Source organism: Novosphingobium sp. PC22D, from assembly GCF_002556635.1.
Lineage (GTDB): Bacteria > Pseudomonadota > Alphaproteobacteria > Sphingomonadales > Sphingomonadaceae > Novosphingobium.
In genome coordinates, this window is sequence record NZ_MWMO01000001.1 from 151,779 (window position 1) to 174,413 (window position 22,635).

Annotated in this window: 16 protein-coding genes; 9 read left to right on the forward strand and 7 right to left on the reverse strand. The window is 66.5% G+C overall.

The annotated features are described in order from the left end of the window. The first annotated feature begins 59 nt into the window (after positions 1–59). The 4 genes from B2G71_RS00740 to ruvB all read left to right on the forward strand — a co-directional run bounded on the left by B2G71_RS00740 (position 60) and on the right by ruvB (position 2,722). On the forward strand, positions 60–401 hold the full coding sequence (locus B2G71_RS00740) for a hypothetical protein (RefSeq protein WP_098103855.1): 342 nt from the start codon (positions 60–62) through the stop codon (positions 399–401). A gap of 154 nt (positions 402–555) precedes the next feature. Then, a complete protein-coding gene (ruvA, locus tag B2G71_RS00745) occupies positions 556–1,167 on the forward strand; it encodes a Holliday junction branch migration protein RuvA (RefSeq protein WP_098103856.1) in 612 nt (203 codons plus the stop codon). Next, positions 1,164–1,682 (forward strand): hypothetical protein, encoded by a 519-nt coding sequence (locus B2G71_RS23605; RefSeq protein WP_141521451.1) that lies wholly within the window; start codon positions 1,164–1,166, stop codon positions 1,680–1,682. Before ruvA ends, B2G71_RS23605 begins: the two co-directional genes overlap by 4 nt. Further along, positions 1,679–2,722, forward strand: coding sequence for a Holliday junction branch migration DNA helicase RuvB (ruvB, locus tag B2G71_RS00750; RefSeq protein WP_098103857.1), 1,044 nt, complete (start codon positions 1,679–1,681; stop codon positions 2,720–2,722). Before B2G71_RS23605 ends, ruvB begins: the two co-directional genes overlap by 4 nt. A gap of 495 nt (positions 2,723–3,217) precedes the next feature. Here the strand turns inward: ruvB and B2G71_RS23955 are convergent, their stop codons facing one another. The 3 genes from B2G71_RS23955 to B2G71_RS00765 form a co-directional block, all read right to left on the reverse strand. Further along, positions 3,218–3,787 (reverse strand): hypothetical protein, encoded by a 570-nt coding sequence (locus B2G71_RS23955; protein ID WP_168176206.1) that lies wholly within the window; start codon positions 3,785–3,787, stop codon positions 3,218–3,220. Between the two features lie 333 nt (positions 3,788–4,120). After that, entirely contained in the window at positions 4,121–6,793 is a 2,673-nt protein-coding gene (acnA, locus tag B2G71_RS00760) for an aconitate hydratase AcnA (RefSeq protein WP_098103859.1), read from the reverse strand. 166 nt (positions 6,794–6,959) lie between these two features. After that, positions 6,960–7,841, reverse strand: a complete 882-nt coding sequence (locus B2G71_RS00765) for a DMT family transporter (protein ID WP_098103860.1) — start codon at positions 7,839–7,841, stop codon at positions 6,960–6,962. 161 nt (positions 7,842–8,002) lie between these two features. Between B2G71_RS00765 and B2G71_RS00770 the strand changes: the two genes are divergently transcribed. Further along, on the forward strand, positions 8,003–9,442 hold the full coding sequence (locus B2G71_RS00770) for a L,D-transpeptidase family protein (RefSeq protein ID WP_098104381.1): 1,440 nt from the start codon (positions 8,003–8,005) through the stop codon (positions 9,440–9,442). Between the two features lie 135 nt (positions 9,443–9,577). On the opposite strand, the gene B2G71_RS00775 is transcribed toward B2G71_RS00770, so the two are convergent. Next, positions 9,578–9,790, reverse strand: coding sequence for a hypothetical protein (locus B2G71_RS00775; RefSeq protein WP_141521452.1), 213 nt, complete (start codon positions 9,788–9,790; stop codon positions 9,578–9,580). Positions 9,791–9,885: 95 nt separating this feature from the next. Between B2G71_RS00775 and B2G71_RS00780 the strand changes: the two genes are divergently transcribed. Continuing rightward, on the forward strand, positions 9,886–10,890 hold the full coding sequence (locus B2G71_RS00780) for a hypothetical protein (protein ID WP_098103862.1): 1,005 nt from the start codon (positions 9,886–9,888) through the stop codon (positions 10,888–10,890). On the opposite strand, the gene B2G71_RS00785 is transcribed toward B2G71_RS00780, so the two are convergent. Further along, on the reverse strand, positions 10,808–11,338 hold the full coding sequence (locus B2G71_RS00785; protein ID WP_206049234.1) for a hypothetical protein: 531 nt from the start codon (positions 11,336–11,338) through the stop codon (positions 10,808–10,810). The two genes, B2G71_RS00780 and B2G71_RS00785, sit on opposite strands and share 83 nt — an antisense overlap. 68 nt (positions 11,339–11,406) lie before the next feature. Here B2G71_RS00785 and B2G71_RS00790 point away from each other — a divergent pair, with 68 nt between their 5' ends. From B2G71_RS00790 to B2G71_RS00800, 3 genes are all read left to right on the forward strand, one after another. Continuing rightward, positions 11,407–12,372 (forward strand): glutaminase, encoded by a 966-nt coding sequence (locus B2G71_RS00790; RefSeq protein WP_098103863.1) that lies wholly within the window; start codon positions 11,407–11,409, stop codon positions 12,370–12,372. Positions 12,373–12,501: 129 nt separating this feature from the next. After that, positions 12,502–12,711 (forward strand): hypothetical protein, encoded by a 210-nt coding sequence (locus B2G71_RS00795; protein ID WP_141521453.1) that lies wholly within the window; start codon positions 12,502–12,504, stop codon positions 12,709–12,711. A 189-nt stretch (positions 12,712–12,900) separates the two neighbouring features. Continuing rightward, complete coding sequence (locus B2G71_RS00800; RefSeq protein WP_098104382.1) at positions 12,901–13,551, forward strand: glutathione S-transferase family protein; 651 nt, start codon at positions 12,901–12,903, stop codon at positions 13,549–13,551. Between the two features lie 118 nt (positions 13,552–13,669). Here the strand turns inward: B2G71_RS00800 and rpoC are convergent, their stop codons facing one another. Both rpoC and rpoB read right to left on the reverse strand, forming a co-directional pair. Continuing rightward, complete coding sequence (rpoC, locus tag B2G71_RS00805) at positions 13,670–17,956, reverse strand: DNA-directed RNA polymerase subunit beta' (RefSeq protein WP_098103865.1); 4,287 nt, start codon at positions 17,954–17,956, stop codon at positions 13,670–13,672. Between the two features lie 77 nt (positions 17,957–18,033). Further along, positions 18,034–22,194 carry a DNA-directed RNA polymerase subunit beta gene (gene rpoB, locus B2G71_RS00810; RefSeq protein ID WP_098103866.1) on the reverse strand — a complete coding sequence of 1,387 codons (4,161 nt, stop codon included), beginning with the start codon at positions 22,192–22,194 and terminating at the stop codon, positions 18,034–18,036. Between the last annotated feature and the right edge of the window lie 441 nt (positions 22,195–22,635).

Below are 22,635 nucleotides of genomic sequence, written 5' to 3' on the forward strand. Positions count from 1 at the left end.
TCGGGAAACCAATCGGCCGCTGCCGCGTTGGGACAGCGGAACAGCGAGGGGATTGCCGAGTGACGCGACGCCTGAGACTGGTAGCGAGCGCCGCGGTCGCGGGGCTTGCGCTTTCGGCCTGTACCGCCAGCCGGTACCAGATCTCCGATGCGTTGCAGCGCTATGGCCTCAGCCCGGTCAAGGCCGATTGCGCCGCCGAATTCCTGCGCGGCAAGCTGAGTGTCCGCCAGGTCGACCGGCTGACCGACGCCGCGCGCTACTACAACGCCAGCAGCCGCCTCACGTTCGGCGATCTGATCCGCGTCGCCGGATCGGTGCGCGATCCCGAGATCGCGCTGCAGGTCGGCGCGAGCGCGCTTGCCTGCAGCATCGCCGCCGACATTCCCGTCCCGGGGCTTTGAGTTAGGGAGAGAAGGCCCGGCCCCCCTTGCGAAAGGGGAGGAGCCGGGCCTTGTTACGTGCTCCCGGTTCCAGCCATGCAACGGACCGCAGCGCGCGGGGGATTGCCGCATTGCGGGGCTTGTCCCGCCGCGCGCGCTGCGGCAGGAACAAAGCATGATCGCGAAGCTTACCGGCCTGCTCGATGATTTCGGCCCCGACTGGGCGGTGATCGATGTCGCGGGCGTCGGCTATCTCGTTCACTGTTCGGTACGCACGCTCGAGGCCATGGGCGCGCGCGGCGACAGGGCGACCGTGTTCACCGACCTGCAGGTCTCGGAAAACGACATGCGGCTGGTCGGTTTCGCCAGCGCCTCGGAGCGCGACTGGTTCCGGCTGCTCACCGCCGTGCAGGGGGTCGGCTCGAAAGTCGCGCTGGCGATCCTCTCGGCGCTCACCACCGAGGAATTGCAGCGGGCCTGCGCCAACGGCGATGCCGCGATGGTGGCACGGGCGAACGGTGTCGGCCCCAAGCTCGCCGGGCGCATCGTCAACGAGTTGAAGGACAAGGCGGGCGGCCTTCCCGCCGCGCCGGGCACGGTGCCGGGCCCGGGCGCCGCCGCCGCGCCCGCCGCCTCGGCCAGCGCCGATGCCGTCTCGGCGCTGCAGAACCTCGGCTTCAAGCCTGCCGTTGCCACCGCGGCCGTCGCCCGCGCCGCCGACGAGCTGGGCGAGGATGCGGGCCTCGATGCGCTGGTTCGCGTGGCATTGAAGAGGGCGGCGGGGTGAACAACGCGGAACTTGAGCAATACCATCCTGAAGTGGATCGAGTGCTTCACCTGAGAGGTTGGTTCATCCACTGCTTTGCTCAAATCGAATTTATGTTGGGAGAACTCATCAGTGTGAGCCTTGCTTCCCACCACTATGACCATCTTGATCGAACTTTTCCGTTCGGCGTTTCCCAGAGGATTGATCGTGTAGAGAAAATTCTTGCGGCCTCCGGTCCCTTAGCCCCATTTGAAGGTGATTTGGGGCCGCTACTTTCAGCATTCAAAAAGTCAGTGGAAGACAGGAATGTGATTGCTCATGGCTACTCCGAATTTCATGTTGGAACGGATGGAACTTGCGCAGTCAGATTTTTGAAGTGGCAGCGCGACCCGAAAGGCCATCGACACAATCAGCTCTATGACGTGTATTTGCCGGTCGAGCATCTACAAAAGGACGTGGAGAGTCTTTGCGAGTTGGCCGATAAGTGCATGAGCATTTTATCGAAAATCCGTGGCGGCAGCCCCCCAGTCCAATGACCGATAATCCCCTCCTCGCCTCCGCACGTCAGCCCGAGGATGCCGACGCGGCGCTGCGGCCCAAGACGCTCACCGATTTCGTCGGGCAGGCGGCGGCCAAGGACAATCTTCGCGTCTTCATCGAAAGCGCCAGGTCGCGCGGCGAGGCGATGGACCATGTGCTGTTCTTCGGCCCGCCCGGCCTCGGCAAGACGACGCTGGCGCAGATCGTCGCGCGCGAGCTGGGCGTGGGCTTTCGCGCCACCAGCGGGCCGGTGATCGCCAAGTCGGGCGATCTCGCGGCGCTCCTCACCAACCTCGAGGAAGGCGACGTCCTGTTCATCGACGAGATCCACCGGCTCAATCCGGTGGTCGAGGAAGTGCTCTATCCGGCGATGGAGGACCGGGCGCTCGACCTCATCATCGGCGAGGGGCCGTCGGCGCGCTCGGTGCGGATCGACCTGCCGCCCTTCACGCTGGTCGGCGCGACCACGCGGCAGGGCCTGCTGACCACCCCGCTGCGCGATCGCTTCGGCATTCCGGTGCGATTGAACTTCTACACCGTGCCCGAGCTGCAGCACGTCGTCACGCGCGGCGCGCAGCTTCTCGGCATCGGTATCGACGAGGGCGGGGCGATCGAGATCGCGCGCCGTTCGCGCGGGACGCCGCGCGTCGCCGGGCGGTTGCTGCGCCGGGTGCGCGACTTCGCGCATGTCGCGGGCTCGCAAGTGGTGACGCGGGCGATCGCCGACGATTCGCTCACGCGGCTGGAAGTCGACGCGCTCGGGCTCGATGCGCAGGACCGGCGCTACCTGCGGATGATCGCCGAGATCTACAAAGGCGGGCCGGTCGGCGTCGAAACGCTCGCCGCGGGCCTTTCGGAGCCGCGCGATACGATCGAGGAAGTGATCGAACCCTACCTCATCCAGCTCGGATTGCTGGCGCGAACCGCGCGCGGTCGCTGCCTTAACGAGCGCGGCTGGCGGCACCTGGGAATCACGCCGCCGTCGGGTGGCGCGGGTCCACTGTTCGATTCCGGCGACGAGCAGGATATCGAATGATTAAGCTCGGTCGGCATTAACTCTGCAGTCGGCGCAGTCCCGTTTCGGGACAGACTGGGCCGGCCGACGGAAAATTAACCGAAAATCTCACTTCGGGACGGTTGAATCACGGTTAACGGCGTTGTCGCCTTAACCTCTCTCTGCGTTTCTGTTGGCAGATGTCTCGGGGGGACGTGCCGGTCGGCGGTCGTTCGCCGTGCTGGATAACGAGAGAGTATCGCTTATGTCTGTTCGGACGGCCCTAGCCAAATTGTCTGCCTGCGCGGCGGGATGCGCCATCGTCGGCGGCGGAGCGGTTCACGTCGCCGAGACTCCCGCAAAGGCAGGCCAGTATCGCAAGATCAAGCAGGTCAAGCAGGCCAAGGTTCAGGAAGCGAAGCCGCGCCGCGCCGTGCGCCGGGCCGAAGCGCCGCGCGAGACGCGTCGGGTGCGCAAGGTCATCAAGCGGACTTGCTGCGACCAGCAGCAGATGGCGATGGTGCCGATGCCGCCGCCCTACATCCCGCCCGCGCCGCCCCAGGTGGTGAGCGGCGGCGGCGGCGGTGTGCCGGTCGTGATCGGCGGCGGCGCGCTCGGCGGCTTCGGCGGCGGTTTCTTCGGCGGCTTCTTCGGCGGCGGCGGCGGGGGCAGTGGCAGCGTCGTGATTTCCTCGACCACAACGGGTTCCACCTCCACCTCGACCAGCGGGTCGAGCGGCACGACCTCGGACGGCACCACCTCGACCTCCAGCGGCGTCAATGTCGACATCGATATCGACAATTCGAGCACCGGCAGTTCGACCTCGACCTCATCGGGGGCGACGTCCACGTCATCCGGCGGGTCGTCCACATCAAGCTCGACGGGCGGTTCCTCGACCTCGACGTCCACCGGCGGCTCGTCCACTTCGACCTCGACCGGCGGCATCACCTCGACGACCACGTCGAGTTCGTCGGGCGACGTCTCGACGAGCACGAGCAGTTCGACCTCTTCGTCGACCTCCAGTTCGACGTCGACCTCGTCTTCGACGTCCACTTCGAGTTCGACGTCCACGTCGACGTCATCGAGTTCGTCTTCGAGCGGAGGCAAGCCGCACAAGCCGCCTCACGGCCCGCATGACCCGGACGATCCGGACAACCCGGACAACCCGCACGACGTGCCTGCGCCGCCGATGCTGATCCTCTTCGGCGCGGCCGCGGCAGCGGTCGTGGGACGCGGCAAGCTGAGCCGCCGCAAGGACGGTTGAGGCTCACCAGTTCCCGCCGGAACCGGGGACGAGGGCGGCGCGCAGCGTCGCCCTTTTTTATTGGGCCGGTCCCGCTCGCCTTGCTTCCGGATCGGCGCGATGGCTTTGCGACAACGGGAAAAGGCCCCGTCCTCGCGGACGGAGCCCTTCGGTTCCGGCGTCCGGCGCCGCGCCTGTCAGGCGGCGAGTTTGCGCAGGACGTATTGCAGGATGCCGCCGTTCATGAAGTATTCGACTTCGTTGGCGGTATCGATGCGGCACAGCGCGGTGAAGGTGAAGGTCGATCCATCCTTGCGGGTGACCTCGACTTCCACGTCCTGCTGCGGCTTGAGATCGGCGACGCCCTTGATGGTGAAGGCATCGTCACCGGTCAGGCCCAGCGTTTCGCGGGTCTGACCGTCCTTGAACTGCAGCGGCAGCACGCCCATACCGACCAGGTTCGAGCGGTGGATGCGCTCGAAGCTCTCGACGATCACCGCGCGCACGCCCAGCAGGTTGGTGCCCTTCGCGGCCCAGTCGCGCGAGGAGCCCGTGCCGTATTCCTTGCCCGCGACGACGACCAGCGGCGTGCCTTCTTCCTTGTACTTCATCGCCACGTCGTAGACCGGCATGACTTCCTCGCCATAGCGCGAGATGCCGCCTTCGATGCCCGGGACCATCTCGTTGCGGATGCGGATGTTGGCGAAAGTGCCGCGCATCATCACGTCGTGATGGCCGCGGCGCGAGCCGTACGAGTTGAAGTCGGCCTTGGCGACTTGGTGTTCCATCAGCCACTTGCCCGCCGGGCTGTCGGCCTTGATCGAGCCGGCCGGGCTGATGTGGTCGGTGGTGACCGAATCGCCCAGGATCAGCAGCGGCTTGGCCTCGATGATGTCGCTGACCGGCGCCGGGGTCATCTCCATGCCCTCGAAGTAGGGCGGGTTGGCGACGTAGGTCGAGCCGGCGCGCCAAGGATAGGTTTCCGAGCCGGTGACGTCGATCGCCTGCCAGTGCTTGTCGCCCTTGTAGACGTCGGCATAACGGGCCTTGAACATCTCGCGGTCGACGCAGGCGTTCATCGTCGCGCTGACTTCCTGGTTGGTCGGCCAGATGTCCTTGAGGAACACGTCGGCGCCGTCCTTGCTGGTGCCGATCGGCGTCGTCAGGAAGTCGTCGACCACGGTGCCCTTGAGCGCATAGGCGACGACCAGCGGCGGCGAGGCGAGGAAGTTGGCGCGCACGTCGGGGCTGACGCGGCCCTCGAAGTTGCGGTTGCCCGAGATCACCGCACTGGCGACGAGGCCGTTCTCGTTGATTGCCTTGCTGATCGGCTCGGCGAGCGGGCCCGAGTTGCCGATGCAGGTGGTGCAGCCATAGCCGACGAGGTTGAAGCCGATGGCATCGAGGTGCGACTGGAGTCCGGCCTTCTCGAGGTAGTCGGTGACGACCTGCGAACCCGGCGCGAGACTGGTCTTCACCCAGGGCTTGGGTTTGAGGCCCAGTTCGTCGGCCTTCTTGGCGACGAGGCCGGCGGCGACGAGCACGCTGGGGTTCGAGGTGTTGGTGCAGCTCGTGATCGCGGCGATCATGACGTCGCCGTCACCCACGTCGAAGTCCTTGCCTTCCACGGGCACGCGCTTGGCTTCCTGCTTGTAGACCTCGGCCATGTCCTTGTTGAACACGTCGTCGACGTCGGGCAGCGCGACCCAGTCCTGCGGGCGCTTGGGGCCGGCGAGCGAGGGCACGACGGTCGAAAGGTCGAGCTCGAGCGTCGATGTGAAGATCGGGTCGGGCGCGCCCGGCTCCATCCAGAAGCCCTGCTCCTTGGCATAGGCCTCGACCAGCGCGATCTGCTCTTCCTCGCGGCCGGTGAGGCGCAGGTATTCGATCGTCTTCTCGTCGACGCCGAAGAAGCCGCAGGTCGCGCCGTACTCGGGCGCCATGTTGGCGAGCGTGGCGCGGTCGGCGAGGCTGAGCGCGGCCAGACCCGGCCCGTAGTACTCGACGAAGCGGCCGACGACGCCGTGCTTGCGCAGCATCGAGGTGCAGGTGAGCACGAGGTCGGTGGCGGTGACGCCTTCCTTGAGCTCGCCGGTGAACTTGAAGCCGACCACTTCGGGGATCAGCATCGAGACGGGCTGGCCGAGCATCGCCGCCTCGGCCTCGATTCCGCCCACGCCCCAGCCGAGCACGCCGAGGCCGTTGACCATGGTGGTGTGGCTGTCGGTGCCGACGCAGGTGTCGGGATAGGCGACCATCGCGCCGTCCGGGGCCTGGCTCGACCACACGGTCTTGGCGATGTTCTCGAGGTTGACCTGGTGGCAGATGCCGGTGCCCGGGGGCACGGCGTAGAAGTTGTCGAGCGACTTGGAGCCCCACTTGAGGAAGTCATAGCGCTCCATGTTGCGCTGGTACTCGATCTCGACGTTTTCCTCGAAGGCCTTGGGATGGCCGAACTCGTCGACCATGACCGAGTGGTCGATCACGAGGTTGACCGGGACCTGCGGGTTGATCTTGCTGGTCTCGCCGCCGAGCGAGGCGATCGCGTCGCGCATCGCCGCGAGATCGACGACGCAGGGCACGCCGGTGAAGTCCTGAAGCAGCACCCGCGCCGGGCGGTACTGGATCTCCTGCCCGGTGACCGGGTTCTTCTGCCAGTCGGCGATCGCCTTGACGTGATCGGTCGAGACGGTGAAGCCGCCGTCCTCGAAGCGCAGCAGGTTCTCGAGCAGGACCTTCATCGAGAAGGGCAGGCGGCTGACGTCGCCGATCTTCTCGGCCGCTTTCTTGAATGAATAGTACGCGTAGTCCTTGCCGCCGACGGTAATCGTGCTGCGCGTGCCGAGCGTGTCCTGTCCGACCTGGGTCATTTGGGCCTGTTCCCCTTCGTGCTGATGCCTGTCCTGCGGTGCATGCCCAACTCGGCGTGTTGCACCGCGGCAAGGCGGATTCGTCGCGGTTGGCGATGCGCGCTCGCCGGGCCAAGGTCAAGGGGCGCGACCCCGGACGATGGTGCGATGCGGCAGGCAAAAGCGGTCAGGCGCTGGTCTGTTCGGTATGGCGGCGGCCCGCGATCATGCAGCCCGCGACGATCAGCACCGCGCCCGCGAGCGTGCCGGGCGCGACCTTTTCGTCGAACGCGAGCCAGCCGAACAGCGCTGCCCAAAGGAAGCCGGTGTACTCGATCGGCAACAGGACCTGCGCCTCGGCGCGCGCGTAGCCCCACGAGAGCAGCAGCAGCGCGACCGTGGCGAGAACCGCGCCGAGCAGGATCGTGCGCAGCGCAGCCGGGTCGGGCCAGGCGAACAGCCAGGGCGCGGCCGGCAGGATGATGAGCCCGACGAGCAGGTTCTGGAAGAATGCGATCTCGAGCGGCCCGGCGACTTGCGCCTGCCGCCGCTGGATCACGAGGTTGAGCGCGTAGAAGACGGCCGAGCACAGGATCGAGGCGGTGCCGAGCGCGGCGTCCTCGTTCCATGCCCCCCGACCGATCCGCCCCGCGGCGATGATCGCCACGCCGACGAGGCCGAGCAGGCTGGCGAGGATGGCGCCCGGGCGGATGCGCTCGCCGAGCAGCAGGCTGGCGAGGTAGAGCGCGATCAGCGGGGCGATGAACGAGATCGCGATCGCTTCGGCGAGCGGAATGCGCACGATGCCGAAGAAGAACAGCGGCGCCATCGCGGCGACCACCGCCGCGCGGATCAGGTGGAGGCGCAACACCTTCCCGCGCAGCGCCCGGCGCCGCCAGGCGAGCCACAGCGGCAGCGCCAGAGCCGCGCCGGAAAGGTTGCGCAGGACCACGGCGGAAAAGACTCCGGCCGCGATCGCGGCGCTCTTCATCGCGACGTCCATCGCGGAGAACGCCGCGATGCCGAGAATGACCGAGATGATGGGAACGGTGACGCCGCGATCCTGCATGACCGCCCCAGTCTCTCGCGTGCCCACAGGAATCAGGCAAGCGATTCATCGCAGGCTAAGGCGCGACCCTTGATGATGCGCGGTGCCGGGGGCTATCAGCGAGCGGGGTCCGGATGGCCGGGCGCCGCTTCGCGCAAATGGAAGGACGATCGGTCGCGATCATGAAACAGGGTCTTGCCGCAGGTCTGCGGCTCATTTCGACCACCACGCTGGCCTGCGCGCTCGTCGCCGGGCCGTTCGCCTCCGCCCAGTCGATCGAGCCGGGCTCGGTCGACCAGTGGGAGGAAGAGGATCTCGATACGCCCGCCGAGCCTGCCCGGTCTCCGGCCCGGGCGCCCGCGCGCAGCGCCCCTCAAGCGGCGCCGGCGCCGCTGCCCGGCACGCCGACGACGATGTCCGAGCCGGTCGTGCAGCCGGTGCCGGTTCGCGAGCCGGTGATGGTCTGGCCGCGCGCCGAGGCCGTCACGCTGCTCGAAACGATCGAGGGGATCGGGTCCGAGGGGCTGATTCCGGCCGACTACAATCCCGAGGGTCTGCGCGCCGCGATCGCGGCCGGGCCGGGTGACGCGCTCGACCGCGTCGCCAGCCGCTCGTTCGCCTGGCTGGTCGAGGACCTGCGCGACGGCCGCACACCGATGACCTCGCGCGAGCAGTGGTTCGCGGTCGATCCCGACCAGGACGAGATGCCGACCGAGGCGATCATGGCCGAGGCGCTCTCGATGCATGACGTCGGCGGGATTGTCGAAAAGCTCGCGCCGACCGTGCCCGACTACGCCTTGCTCAAGCAGGAACTGGCGCTCACGCCCGTGGCCGACAAGGCGCGGCGCAACCTCATTCGCGCCAACATGGACCGCTGGCGCTGGCTCAAGCGCGATCTCGGCTCGGCCTACCTGCTGACCAACGTGCCCGAGTTCCAGTTGCGGCTCACGGTCAACAACAAGATCATCCGTACGTACAAGACGGTCGTCGGCAAGCCGGGGCGCACCGCGACGCCGCAGCTCGCCGAAACGGTGACCGCGGTCGTGTTCAACCCGACCTGGACGGTGCCGCAGTCGATCGTCAAGGGCGAGGGGCTGGGCGCCAAAGTGCTCAACAATCCCGGCTGGGCGCGCGCCAACGGCTACAAGGCAACCAAGGGCGCGAACGGTTATGTTTCGGTCGTCCAGCAACCCGGCGAGAACAACTCGCTGGGCCTAATGAAGATCGACATGCCCAATCCGCACGCGATCTATCTCCACGACACGCCCTCGAAGCAGTACTTCAACCGCGACGTGCGCGCTTTCAGCCACGGCTGCATCCGCACCGAGCGCGCGGTCGAGCTGGGCATGACCATGGCGATCCTCGGCGCGCAGAAGACCCCGCAGGAAGTCCGCGAGATTTCCGATTCGCGCAAGTACACCAAGGTGGAGATGACGCGGACGTTCCCGGTTTACCTCACCTACTTCACCATCGCCTCGTCGATCGACGGCGAATTGCAGACGTTCGACGACATCTACGGCCGCGACAAGCCGGTCCTCGCCAGCTTCCAGGCGCCGCGCGAGGAAAAGACGAGCCAGCGCACCAGCAACGAGGAAATCATCGAGCTGGATAATCCGCTCTAGGAGCGGGCGTCCGTCGGATTCTTGTTGAGCTTGCGGCACGGGCCCGCGCTTGCCGCCCGCAAACGAAACCGGCCCGCTTGCCCGGGGGAGGGCAGGCGGGCCGATCGTGCCGGCCGGGTCTGTCGCGGGGGAAGATCAGCCGGCCTTTGCCGCCGCCGTCGCGGACGCGGCCAGCACGAGCTGAGCCGGAGCGGGGGGTGTGCTCGTCGTGACGACGAAGGCGGACATCGCAAGCACCGACGCAAGAGCGGCGCTAGTCACTTTGGAAATCGAACGGGTCATAGCAATGATCTTTTCTTTGTCTGTAATGATGAAGCGCATATGATCTACTTTGATGCGCGAAGCCATGTCGCCCATCGGCAAGAGTCAGGCGTCCGTCGAGCTTCGCGGCATCATCGGCGTTAACCGCGCCTTATCGGGCCTCTTGCTAGGGCTCGCCCGTGTTGACCGACCTGCTTCCCTATCGCTGGCGCACGCCGATCGCCGCCGCGCTCCATAATCGCGCGATCCGCGGCGTGCTCGCGGCGCCGCCGATCGTGCCCGCCGACGACGGCGTGGTGCTGTTCTCGATGATGGGTACCAAGGTCCTGCTGCCCTACATCGTCGCGGTGAAATCGCTGTGGCAGCAGGTGCGGCGCGGCCGCGTCGTGATCCTCGACGACGGCACGCTCACCGGCGGCGACAAGGCGCTGCTCGATCATCACTGCGGCAAGCCCGAGATCATCGCCATCGCCTCGGTCGATACCGGCGCCTTCCCGGTCGGCGGGACCTGGGAGCGGTTCCTGACGATCCTCGATCACCGCAGCGGCGAATACTGGATCCAGCTCGACAGCGACACCGTCACGCTCGGCCCGGTCCCCGAAGTGATCGCGGCGATCGAGGCGAACCGATCGTTCGCGTTCCTGGGCGGCACCGACGGCGAGGTCGGCGCGCTGCCGCTCGCCGAGTTCGCGCGCAGGCTCTATCCGCAAGGCCCCGAGGAAGGGCACGTGCAGACGCGGTTCGAATCGCGGCTCGCCGAGGCCGGCGGCGACTGGCGCTATCTGCGCGGCTGTTCAGGCTTCGCCGGCTTCGCGGCGGGCGGCGAGGGCCGCGCGCGCGCGGCGCATTTCCTCGAGCTTCTGTCCTCGCTCGTGGGACCCGACGACGTGACGATCTGGGGAACCGAGCAGATCGCCTCGAACTTCCACCTGGCCAACGAGCCCGATCCGGTCATCCTGCCCTCGTCGCGCTACGTCAATTACTGGGGCGAGCCCTGGCACGACGATACCGGCTTCCTGCATTTCGTCGGATCGTTCCGCTACGCGCGCGGCGCCTATCGCCGCGCCAGCCTCGCCGCGATCGCGCAGATGGGCGCGGACGGGCTCAGAAATACAGGTCCACGTAGTCCGTCAGATAATCGCACCACTCGAATTCGCGCAGGCGGTAATAGCTTCGGTTCTGCGTGACCGCGAAGTGCCAGGTCTTGTCGGCCTCGCATTTCCGCCCCGGATCGGGCGTGTCGCTGATCCGGATCGTGCCGCGGAAGGTGAAATAGCCCTCGCCGATCTCGAGGATGACGCCGTCGAGGAACAGGCGCCCCTTGCCGCCCGCTTGGGCCTGCGCGCCGCGCAGCGTCCACAAGGGGCCGGGCGTCACCACCGCGCTGCCGCGCGTATTCCAGTCGATCCACTGCAGGGTGAGGCCCTTGTTGTTGCGCAGCCTCGCGGCGTCGCGCTCGCTGAGGACCCGCGTGGCTTCGCCCGGATAGGCGGGGCTCGCGGCGGGAGCGGGCTCGCGCCGCGGCGGCGTGGAACCCGCGCAGGCGGGCAGCGAGAGCAGCAGCAGGGCGGCGAAGGGCGACAGGCGGGGCATCGCCAGCGAGGTTCGGCCAAGCCGGGACGCGCGGCAAGTCATTTCGCCATAGCCCATTTTCCGATGGCGCCGCGCTGCGAGAGGGCGCACTGAGGCGCGGGGGAGACATCGTGGCCGACTTGCAGCACATCGTCGAGGAGATCGTCGCCGAGATGGCGGCCGCGACCGAGCGCGGACGTATCGCCGACTACATTCCCGACCTGGCGAAAGTCGATCCGGCCCGCTTCGGCATGGCCGTGGTCGACGCTGAGGGGCGCGAATATGTGGCCGGCGATCATGCGACGCGCTTTTCGGTCCAGTCGATCGCCAAGGTGTTCAGCCTGACGATGGCGCTCGGCATGGTCGGCGACGCATTGTGGCGCCGCGTCGGGCGCGAGCCCTCGGGCACCGCGTTCAACTCGATCGTCCAGCTCGAGACCGAGCACGGCATCCCGCGCAATCCGTTCATCAACGCGGGCGCGATCGTCGTCGCCGACGTCTTGCTGGCGCGCCATGAACCGCGCGAGGCGATCGCCGAATTCCTGCGCTTCGTGCGCCAACTCGTCGGCGACGCCACGATCGTGATCGACCACGAAGTCGCGCGCGGCGAGGAGGCGACGGGCTTTCGCAACGTCGCGCTGGCAAACTACATGCGCGCCTTCGGCAATGTCCATCAGCCGGTCGAGAAGGTGCTCGGCACCTATTTCCACCAGTGCGCGCTGGCGATGGATTGCCGCCAGCTCGCGCTCGCCGGGCGCTACCTCATGGCGGGTGGGGTCAATCCCGCGACGGGCCGCTCGGTCGTCACCGCGCAGCGCGCGCGGCGCATCCTCGCGCTGATGCTGACCTGCGGACACTACGATGCCTCGGGCGATTTCGCCTTCAGCGTGGGCCTTCCGGGCAAGTCGGGCGTGGGCGGCGGTATCCTCGCGATCGCGCCGGGCTCGGCTTCGATCGCGGTCTGGTCGCCGGGGCTCGACAGCAAGGGCAACTCGCTGCTCGGCCGCCGCGCGCTCGAGCGGCTCGTGCGGCACACCGGCTGGTCGGTGTTCGAGGCGGGCGGCGGCCCGCTTCGGACCGGCGCGTCGCGAGGGTGAGATAAGTCACACAATTGCCCCGCCGTGGCGTGGGAATTGCCACATCCCCGGCGCGCGAGGCTCTTCTAACCACCATCGACGGCGCCGCTGACACGAGCGCCGTTCGCACGAACCATGATGGAGATTGACATGACCGAAAAGAAGGCCACCAGCGACGCCAAGGCGACCCAAATCTCGGACACCGACCTCGATCAGGTCCAGGGCGGCCTGGGGAATTTCGAAATTCAGGATTTCAAGGCTTCCAAGCCGCACGATGCCCGGCTCGGCAATTTCGAGATTCAGGACTTCCAGAAGAAGCCCCGCGGCAAGAATCTCGGCAACTTCGAGATTCAGGACTGATTTCGCTGCCAGACGGAGGCGGCCCGGGCAGGTCCCCGCACCCCTTTCTTCGGCGGGAAGGATCGCGGCGTCGAATCCCGGGCCGCCCGGCTGGCGCAGGCCTAGCCGCCTGGGATATGGATGTCCGCGAAGCGATCGCGGATGCTCTCGATAGAGCGCGGCGCCGTTCGCGCCCGAACGGAGCATGCCATGGAACCGATCGTCACCGTTTTCGCGCAATCGCCCGACAGGGGGCGGGGCCTGGCGCGCGACATGCAGGTCCGCTGGGCGCTCGAGGAGGTCGGCCTGCGCTACGGCGTACGCTGCGTGACCTTCGCCGAGATGCGCGGGAGAGTGCATCTCGCGCGCAATCCCTTTGGCCAGATCCCGGCTTATGAACAGGAAGGGCTGGTCCTGTTCGAATCGGGCGCGATCGTGCTCCACATCGCCGAGCGCCATGCCGGCCTGCTGCCCGGGGACGCCGACGCCCGGTCTCGCGCGAAGATGTGGATGTTCGCCGCGCTCAGCACGATCGAGCCGGTGATCGTCGAGCGCTCGATGCTGATTCTGACCGAAGAGGACGAGGAGTGGTTCGCACCGCGCCTCGCGCTGGTCGACGCGCGCATCCGCAAGCGGTTGGCGGACCTCGCCACGCACCTCGGTTCGTCCGACTGGCTCGAGAAGGACTTCAGCGCGGGCGATCTCATGATGGTCGGCGTCCTGCGACGCCTTGGCGAGAGCGACCTGCTCGCCGACGAGCCCCGCATCGCCGCCTATGTCGCACGCGGCGAGGCGCGGCCCGCGTTTCAGCGCGCCTTCGCGGCGCAGCTCGAGTTGTTCAAGTCGTCCTCGGGCGAGTGAGCGCGGAGCGCGCGAGCGCCATTCGCGCGTTCATCACACAAGACTCGGCCCGCGACGAAAAAGGCCCCGCCGGATCGCTCCGGCGGGGCCTTTCGGGTTTGCGAAAGTCGCGTGAGGCTTATTCGCCTTCGGCGGCGTCCTTGTTGAGATACTCGCCCGCGTCGGCGTCGGTGCCGTGGGTCGTGCCCTCGACCGCCGCCAGCGCGTCGTCACCCAGATCGTCGAGCGGATCGCGCTTGAGTTCGGCGTCATGCTCGTGCTCGGCCGTGTCCGGCGCGATCAGCGATTCCTGCAGCTTGCGGTACTGCGCGCGCAGCGCGGCATCGCGGCTGGAGGCCGCGACGCGCACGCGGTTCATGCCCGCGCCCGTGCCCGCCGGAATCAGACGACCCACGATCACGTTCTCCTTGAGGCCGATCAGCGAGTCGCGCTTGCCCTCGACCGCCGCCTGCGTGAGCACGCGGGTGGTCTCCTGGAACGAGGCCGCCGAGATGAACGAACGCGTCTGCAGCGAAGCCTTGGTGATGCCGAGCAGGATCGGCTTGCCTTCCGCCGGCTTTTGGTTCGGCGCCAGCTTCGCGTTGTATTCGTTCATTTCCTCGTAATCGACCTGTTCGCCGGCGAGCAGCGTGGTGTCGCCGCCGTCGGTGATCTCGACCTTCTGCAGCATCTGGCGAACGATCACCTCGATGTGCTTGTCGTTGATCTTCACGCCCTGCAGCCGGTAGACTTCCTGAATCTCCGACACGAGGTATTCCGCGAGCGCCTCGACACCGAGGACCTCGAGAATGTCGTGCGGATCGGGCGAGCCCGAAATCAGGTTGTCGCCCTTCTTGACCCAGTCGCCTTCCTGGACGTCGATCACCTTGGACTTGGGGATCAGGTATTCCACCGGATCGCCTTCCTCGGGAACGATCGCGATCTTGCGCTTGGCCTTGTAGTCGCGGACGAACTCGATGCGGCCCGAGACCTTGGCGATGATCGCGTTGTCCTTGGGCTTGCGCGCCTCGAACAGCTCGGCGACGCGCGGCAGACCGCCGGTGATGTCGCGGGTCTTGGCGGCTTCGCGGCTGGCGCGGGCGAGAATGTCGCCGGCTTCCACCGTCTGGCCGTCCTCGACCGAGATCGTCGCGCCCGGAGCGAGCATGTAGCGCGCCGCCTCGCCCGAACTCTCGTCGAGCAGGGTGATGCGCGGACGCAGGTCCTCCTTCTTCGACCGGCTGGTCGAGCGGTTCTCGGTGACGACGCGGCTGGTCATGCCGGTGGCGTCGTCGGTCTGCTCGGTCAGCGTCTTGCCGTCGATGAGGTCCTGGTACTTCACCGTACCGCTCGTCTCGGTGATGATCGGCAGCGTGAACGGGTCCCACTCGGCCAGGCGTTCGCCTTCCTTGATCGCCGCGCCGTTCTCGTGAAGCAGCACGGTACCGTAGGGGACGCGGTGCATGGCGCGCTCGCGGCCCTCGGTGTCGATCTCGACGATCTCGCCGTTGCGGGCCAGCGAGAGCCGGCGGCCGCGCTTGTCGACGATCGTCGGGATGTCGCGGTACTGCACCGTGCCTTCGCAGATCGATTCGAGGTGGCTGGTCTCGTTGACCTGCGCCGCGCCGCCGATGTGGAAGGTGCGCATGGTGAGCTGCGTACCCGGCTCGCCGATCGACTGCGCCGCGATGACGCCCACGGCCTCGCCGATGTTAACCGGCGTACCGCGCGCGAGGTCACGACCGTAGCACTTGGCGCACACGCCCTGCTCGGCCTCGCAGACCAGCGGCGAGCGGATGCGCGCCGCCTGGACGCCCGCATCCTCGATCGCCTTGACCGCCGGCTCGTCGAGCAGGGTGCCGTTGGCGACGACGATGTTGCCTTCCTTGTCGACGACGTCCTCGGCCATGGTGCGGCCCAGGATACGTTCGGCGAGCGAGGCGATCACCGAGCCGCCCTGCACGATCGCGCGCATTTCGAGCGCCCGCTCGGTGCCGCAGTCCTCGATGACGACGACGCAGTCCTGCGACACGTCGACGAGACGGCGGGTCAGGTAGCCCGAGTTCGCGGTCTTGAGCGCGGTGTCCGCGAGGCCCTTGCGGGCGCCGTGGGTCGAGTTGAAGTATTCAAGGACGGTCAGGCCTTCCTTGAAGTTCGAGATGATCGGCGTTTCGATGATCTCGCCCGAAGGCTTGGCCATCAGGCCGCGCATGCCGGCGAGCTGCTTCATCTGCGCCGGCGAACCACGCGCACCGGAGTGGCTCATCATGTAGATCGAGTTGATCGGGGCGAGGCGTCCGGTCTCGGGGTCCTTCGGCTGGGCCTTGATCTCTTCCATCATCGCGTTCGCGACCTGGTCGCCGCAGCGGCTCCAGGCGTCGATCACCTTGTTGTACTTTTCCTGCTGGGTGATCAGGCCGTCCTGGTACTGCTGCTCGTAGTCGGCGACCAGTTCCTTGGTCTCGTTGACCAGCGCTTCCTTCGAGTCGGGGATGATCATGTCGTCCTTGCCGAACGAGATGCCCGCCTTGAACGCGTGGCGGAAGCCCAGCGACATGATCGCGTCGGCGAATAGCACCGTGTCCTTCTGGCCGGTGTGGCGATAGACCTCGTCGATCACGTCACCGATGTCCTTCTTGGTGAGAAGGCGGTTGATGATCTCGAAGGGCACCTTGTGGCTCTTGGGCAGGCATTCGCCAATGAGCATGCGGCCCGGGGTCGTCTCGATCCGCTTGAGGTACTGGTTGCCCTGCTCGTCGGTCTGCGGGACGCGGGTCGTCACCTTCGAGTGGAGCGTCACCGCCCCCACTTCGAGCGCCTGGTGCACTTCGGCCATGTCGGCCAGCATCATGCCTTCGCCGGGCTCGCCCTCGGAGTCCATCGAGAGGTAGTAGAGGCCAAGCACCATGTCCTGCGAGGGCACGATGATCGGCTTGCCGTTGGCGGGCGAGAGGATGTTGTTGGTCGACATCATCAGCACGCGCGCTTCGAGCTGGGCTTCCAGCGAAAGCGGCACGTGGACGGCCATCTGGTCACCGTCGAAGTCGGCGTTGAAGGCCGAGCAGACCAGCGGGTGAAGCTGGATCGCCTTGCCCTCGATCAGCACCGGCTCGAAGGCCTGGATGCCGAGGCGGTGGAGCGTCGGCGCGCGGTTCAGCAGGACGGGGTGCTCGCGAATGACTTCGTCGAGGATGTCCCAGACTTCCTTGCGTTCCTTCTCGACCCACTTCTTCGCCTGCTTGAGCGTCATCGACAGGCCCTTGGCGTCGAGCCGGGCGTAGATGAACGGCTTGAACAGCTCGAGCGCCATCTTCTTGGGCAGGCCGCACTGGTGCAGCTTGAGTTCCGGACCCGTCACGATGACCGAGCGGCCCGAATAGTCGACGCGCTTGCCGAGCAGGTTCTGGCGGAAGCGGCCCTGCTTGCCCTTGAGCATGTCGGACAGCGACTTGAGCGGACGCTTGTTGGCGCCGGTGATGACGCGGCCGCGGCGGCCGTTGTCGAACAGCGCGTCGACCGCTTCCTGCAGCATGCGCTTTTCGTTGCGCACGATGATGTCGGGCGCGCGCAGCTCGATCAGGCGCTTGAGGCGGTTGTTGCGGTTGATGACGCGACGGTAAAGGTCGTTGAGGTCCGAGGTCGCGAAGCGGCCGCCGTCGAGCGGCACCAGCGGGCGCAGTTCGGGCGGAATGACCGGGACGACTTCGAGGATCATCCATTCGGGGCGGTTGCCCGATTCGATGAAGCTCTCGACCACCTTGAGGCGCTTGATGATCTTCTTGGGCTTGAGTTCCGACTTGGTCGTCTCGAGTTCCTGGAGAAGATCGGCGCGTTCCTGCTCGAGATCGAGCTCCATGAGCATGATCTTCACCGCCTCGGCGCCGATGCCGGCCGAGAAGGCGTCCTCGCCGTACTCGTCCTGCGCGTCGAGCATCTCGTCCTCGGTGAGGAGCTGATACTTCTCGAGCGGCGTGAGGCCGGGCTCGATGACGACGTAGCTTTCGAAGTAGAGCACGCGCTCAAGCTGCTTGAGCTGCATGTCGAGCAGCAGGCCGATGCGCGAGGGCAGCGACTTGAGGAACCAGATGTGCGCGACCGGCGCGGCCAGCTCGATGTGGCCCATGCGCTCGCGGCGGACCTTGGTGACGGTGACCTCGACGCCGCACTTCTCGCACACGACGCCCTTGTACTTCATGCGCTTGTACTTGCCGCAAAGGCACTCGTAGTCCTTCACCGGGCCGAAGATGCGCGCGCAGAACAGGCCGTCACGCTCGGGCTTGAACGTGCGGTAGTTGATCGTTTCCGGCTTCTTGATCTCGCCGAACGACCACGAGCGGATACGCTCGGGGCTGGCGAGGCCGATCTGGATCTGGTCGAAGGTTTCGGGCTTCGCCATCTGGTTGGTGAACTTGGTCAGGTCATTCATAGTTCAAATTCCCATGAAGGGTGAATGTCGCGGGGCGGCGGGAACGGGCGGCCCGGCCGGACCGCCCGCGCGTCCCGTTATTCCGCCGCCTCGGCGATCTCGTCTCCGTCTTCCTCGCCGTCGGTGAGCGAGGAGAGTTCGACGTTGAGGCCCAGCGAGCGCATTTCCTTGACGAGCACGTTGAAGCTCTCGGGAATGCCGGCCTCGAAGGTGTCGTCGCCCTTGACGATCGCTTCGTAGACCTTGGTGCGGCCGACCACGTCGTCGGACTTCACCGTCAGCATTTCCTGCAAGGTGTACGCCGCGCCGTAGGCCTGGAGCGCCCAGACCTCCATCTCGCCGAAGCGCTGGCCGCCGAACTGCGCCTTGCCGCCCAGCGGCTGCTGGGTGACGAGCGAGTAGGGGCCGATCGAGCGCGCGTGGATCTTGTCGTCGACCAAGTGGTGCAGCTTGAGCATGTAGATAATGCCCACGGTCACCTTGCGGTCGAAGCGGTCGCCGGTGCGCCCGTCGAACAGGTCCGACTGGCCCGACCGGTCGAGCCCGGCGAGTTCCAGCATGTCCGCGACGTCCTGCTCGACCGCGCCGTCGAACACCGGAGTGCCCATCGGCACGCCCGTGACGAGATTGCCGGCCAACTCGAGGATCGAGGCGGTGTCGCGCGCCTCGATGTCCTCGAGGTAGTGCTCGCCGTAGACCGTCTTGAGCCGCTCGCGCACCGCTTCGGGCGGGGCGCCGACTTCGGGATCGGGGTTGGCGTGGCGCCAGTCCTCGAGGGCTTGCTTCACCTGCTGGCCGAGGCCGCGCGCGGCCCAGCCGAGGTGGGTCTCGAAGATCTGCCCGACGTTCATGCGCGACGGCACGCCCAGCGGGTTGAGCACGAGGTCGACCGGGGTGCCGTCGGCGAGGAAGGGCATGTCCTCGACCGGAAGAATCCGGCTGATGACGCCCTTGTTGCCGTGGCGGCCGGCCATCTTGTCGCCCGGCTGCAGCTTGCGCTTCACCGCGACGAAGACCTTGACCATCTTGAGCACGCCCGGAGCGAGTTCGTCACCGCGCTCGAGCTTCTCCTTGCGGTCCTCGAACTTCTCCTGGATCGCCTTGACCGTCTCGTCGTACTGGGTCTTGACCGCCTCGAGCTGCGACTGGACGTGGTCGTCGGCGACCGCGAACTTCCACCACTCGTGCTTCTCGACTTCGCCGAGGGTCTCCTCGGTGATCTCGCCGCCCTTCTTGACGCCCTTGGGCGCCGCCGCCGCAACTTGCCCGATCAGCATCTCGCGCAGACGGTTGTAGGTGGCGCGGTTGAGAATGCCCCGTTCGTCCTCGCGGTCCTTGGCGAGGCGTTCGATTTCCTCGTTCTGGATCGCGCGGGTACGGTCGTCGATCTCGATGCCGTGGCGGTTGAACACGCGCACTTCGACGATCGTGCCCGAGACGCCCGGCGGCAGCCGCAGCGAGGTGTCGCGCACGTCGCTCGCCTTCTCGCCGAAGATCGCGCGCAGGAGCTTTTCCTCCGGCGTCATCGGGCTTTCGCCCTTCGGCGTGATCTTGCCGACGAGGATGTCGCCCGGGTGCACTTCGGCGCCGATGTAGACGATGCCCGCCTCGTCGAGGTTGCGCAGCGCTTCCTCGCCGACGTTCGGGATGTCGCGGGTGATGTCCTCGGGACCCAGCTTGGTGTCGCGGGCCATGACCTCGAACTCCTCGATGTGGATCGAGGTGAAGACGTCGTCCTTCACGATCCGCTCGGAGATCAGGATCGAGTCCTCGTAGTTGTAGCCGTTCCACGGCATGAACGCGACGAGGCTGTTGCGGCCCAGCGCCAGTTCGCCGAGGTCGGTCGAGGGGCCGTCGGCGATGATGTCGCCGGCCTTGACCATGTCGCCCACCTTCACCAGCGGACGCTGGTTGATGCAGGTGTTCTGGTTCGAGCGCTGGAACTTCTGCAGCGTGTAGATGTCTACGCCCGACTTGCCGGGTTCGATGTCACCGCTGGCGCGGATGACGATACGCGTGGCGTCGACCTGGTCGATCACGCCGCCGCGCAGCGCGGCGATCGCCGCGCCCGAATCGCGCGCGACGGTCTCTTCCATGCCGGTGCCCACGAACGGCGCCTCTGCCTTGACCAGCGGCACCGCCTGGCGCTGCATGTTCGAGCCCATCAGCGCGCGGTTGGCGTCGTCGTTTTCGAGGAACGGGATCAGCGACGCGGCGACCGAGACGAGCTGCTTGGGCGAAACGTCCATCAGCGTCACGTTCTCGCGCGGGGCGAGCACGAATTCGCCGGCCTCGCGGGTCGAGACCAGCTCCTCGACGAACGAACCGTCGGGGTTGAGGTCGGCCGAGGCCTGCGCGACGGTGTTCTTCTGCTCTTCCATCGCCGAGAGGTAGGTCACCTCGCCGGTCACCTTGCCGTCGATCACCTTGCGGTACGGCGTCTCGATGAAGCCGTACTTGTTCACCCGCGCGAAGGTCGAGAGCGAGTTGATCAGGCCGATGTTCGGGCCTTCGGGCGTCTCGATCGGGCAGATGCGGCCATAGTGCGTCGGGTGGACGTCGCGAACCTCGAAGCCCGCGCGTTCACGGGTGAGGCCGCCCGGCCCGAGTGCCGAGACGCGGCGCTTGTGGGTGACTTCGGACAGCGGGTTGGTCTGGTCCATGAACTGCGAGAGCTGGCTGGAGCCGAAGAACTCACGCACCGCGGCCACGGCGGGCTTGGCGTTGATGAGGTCGTTCGGCATCACGGTGGAGACGTCGACAGAGCTCATGCGCTCCTTCACCGCGCGTTCCATGCGCAGCAGGCCGACGCGGTACTGGTTTTCGAGCAGCTCGCCGACCGAACGCACGCGGCGGTTGCCGAGATTGTCGATGTCGTCGATCTCGCCCTTGCCGTCCTTGAGGTTCACCAGTTCCTTGACCACGGCGAGGATGTCCTCGGTGCGCAGCGTGGTGACGGTGTCCTCGGCATCGAGGCCGAGCCGCATGTTGAGCTTGACGCGGCCGACGGCCGAGAGGTCGTAGCGGTCGCCGTCGAAGAACAGGCCGTCGAACAGCGCTTCGGCGGTTTCCTTCGTCGGCGGTTCGCCCGGGCGCATGACCTTGTAGATCGCCTCGAGACCCATGTCGCGGTTCTCGGCCTTGTCGGCCTTCATCGTGTTGCGGATCCACGGGCCGGTGTTGACGTCGTCGATGTCGAGCAGTTCGAGCTGGTCGATGCCCGCCTGGTCGAGCGCGTCGAGGTTCTCGGGGGTGACTTCGTCGCCCGCCTCGATCCAGATGCGGCCGGTCGATTCGTCGATCAGGTCTTGCGCGGCATAGTGGCCGAAGATCTCGTCGGTCGGAATGAGGAGTTCTTCCAAGCCGTCCTTCTGTGCCTTGTTGGCGGCACGCGGGCTGATCTTCTGGCCGGCGGGGAAGATGACTTCGCCGGACTTGGCGTCGACGATGTCGAACGCGGGCTTCGCGCCGCGCCACTGCTCGGGCACGAAGGGCAGGCGCCAGCCGCCTTCGCCGCGCTTCCACACGACGGTGTCGTAGAAGTAGTCGAGGATCTGCTCGCTATCGAGGCCCAGGGCGTAGAGCAGCGCGGTGACCGGCAGCTTGCGCTTGCGGTCGATACGCACGTTGACGATGTCCTTGGCGTCGAACTCGAAGTCGAGCCACGAGCCACGGTAGGGAATCACGCGGGCGGCGAAGAGGAACTTGCCCGAGGAGTGGGTCTTGCCGCGGTCATGGTCGAACAGCACGCCCGGCGAGCGGTGCATCTGCGAGACGATCACGCGCTCGGTGCCGTTGACGATGAAGGTGCCGTTGTCGGTCATCAACGGCATGTCGCCCATGTAGACGTCCTGCTCCTTGATATCGAGGACGGAGCGGGTGTCGGTCTCGGCGTCGACCTCGAACACGATCAGGCGCAGCGTCACCTTCATCGGCGCGGCGTAGGTGATGCCGCGCTGGCGGCACTCGGTCGTGTCGTACTTGGGGTCCTCGAGTTCGTAGTGCACGAAGTCGAGCTCGCTGGTGCCCGCGAAATCGCGGATCGGGAAGACCGAGCGCAGCGTCTTTTCGAGACCGGAGACGTAGCCCACCGACGGATCGGAGCGCAGGAACTGCTCGTAGCTTTCGCGCTGGACCTCGATGAGGTTGGGCATCTGGACGACTTCGTGGATGTCGCCGAAGATCTTGCGGATACGCTTCTTGGCCGTGCGGCCGGTATCGAGGGGCTTGGTCGCCATAAGGGGTGTCGTGCCTCTTCGCTTCTCGTTGGGGCCGGGTACGAAGCCGGCCTGCCATGTGTTCGTCACGCGTGACGATCTTCCGTCCAGACGCCGAAAAGGCCACATGGCACACACGACGCACCCTTCGGGTGCCGTGCGGCCCGCAGCCTTATGCGTCAGATGGAGAACCCGCCGCTTCCTTCCTGGACCGGCCCCCGCGCAACGGGCCCGCCTTGCTCGAAGCGTCGAGCTGGTCGGCGATATAGGATGACGGCGGCGGTCTGTCAAACAGGCGCCTGACATCTATATATGGCCTTCATACTATAATATGGCCTTCATACAGGACTCGACCCGGAGCGGGATCGGCCGTCTTCGTTCCGACTCGCCCCTCCGCGAGTGGGACCGCAGAGCCCCCAGCGCGCTGAACGAACGATAACTTGGTAATTCGCTGAACGCTGC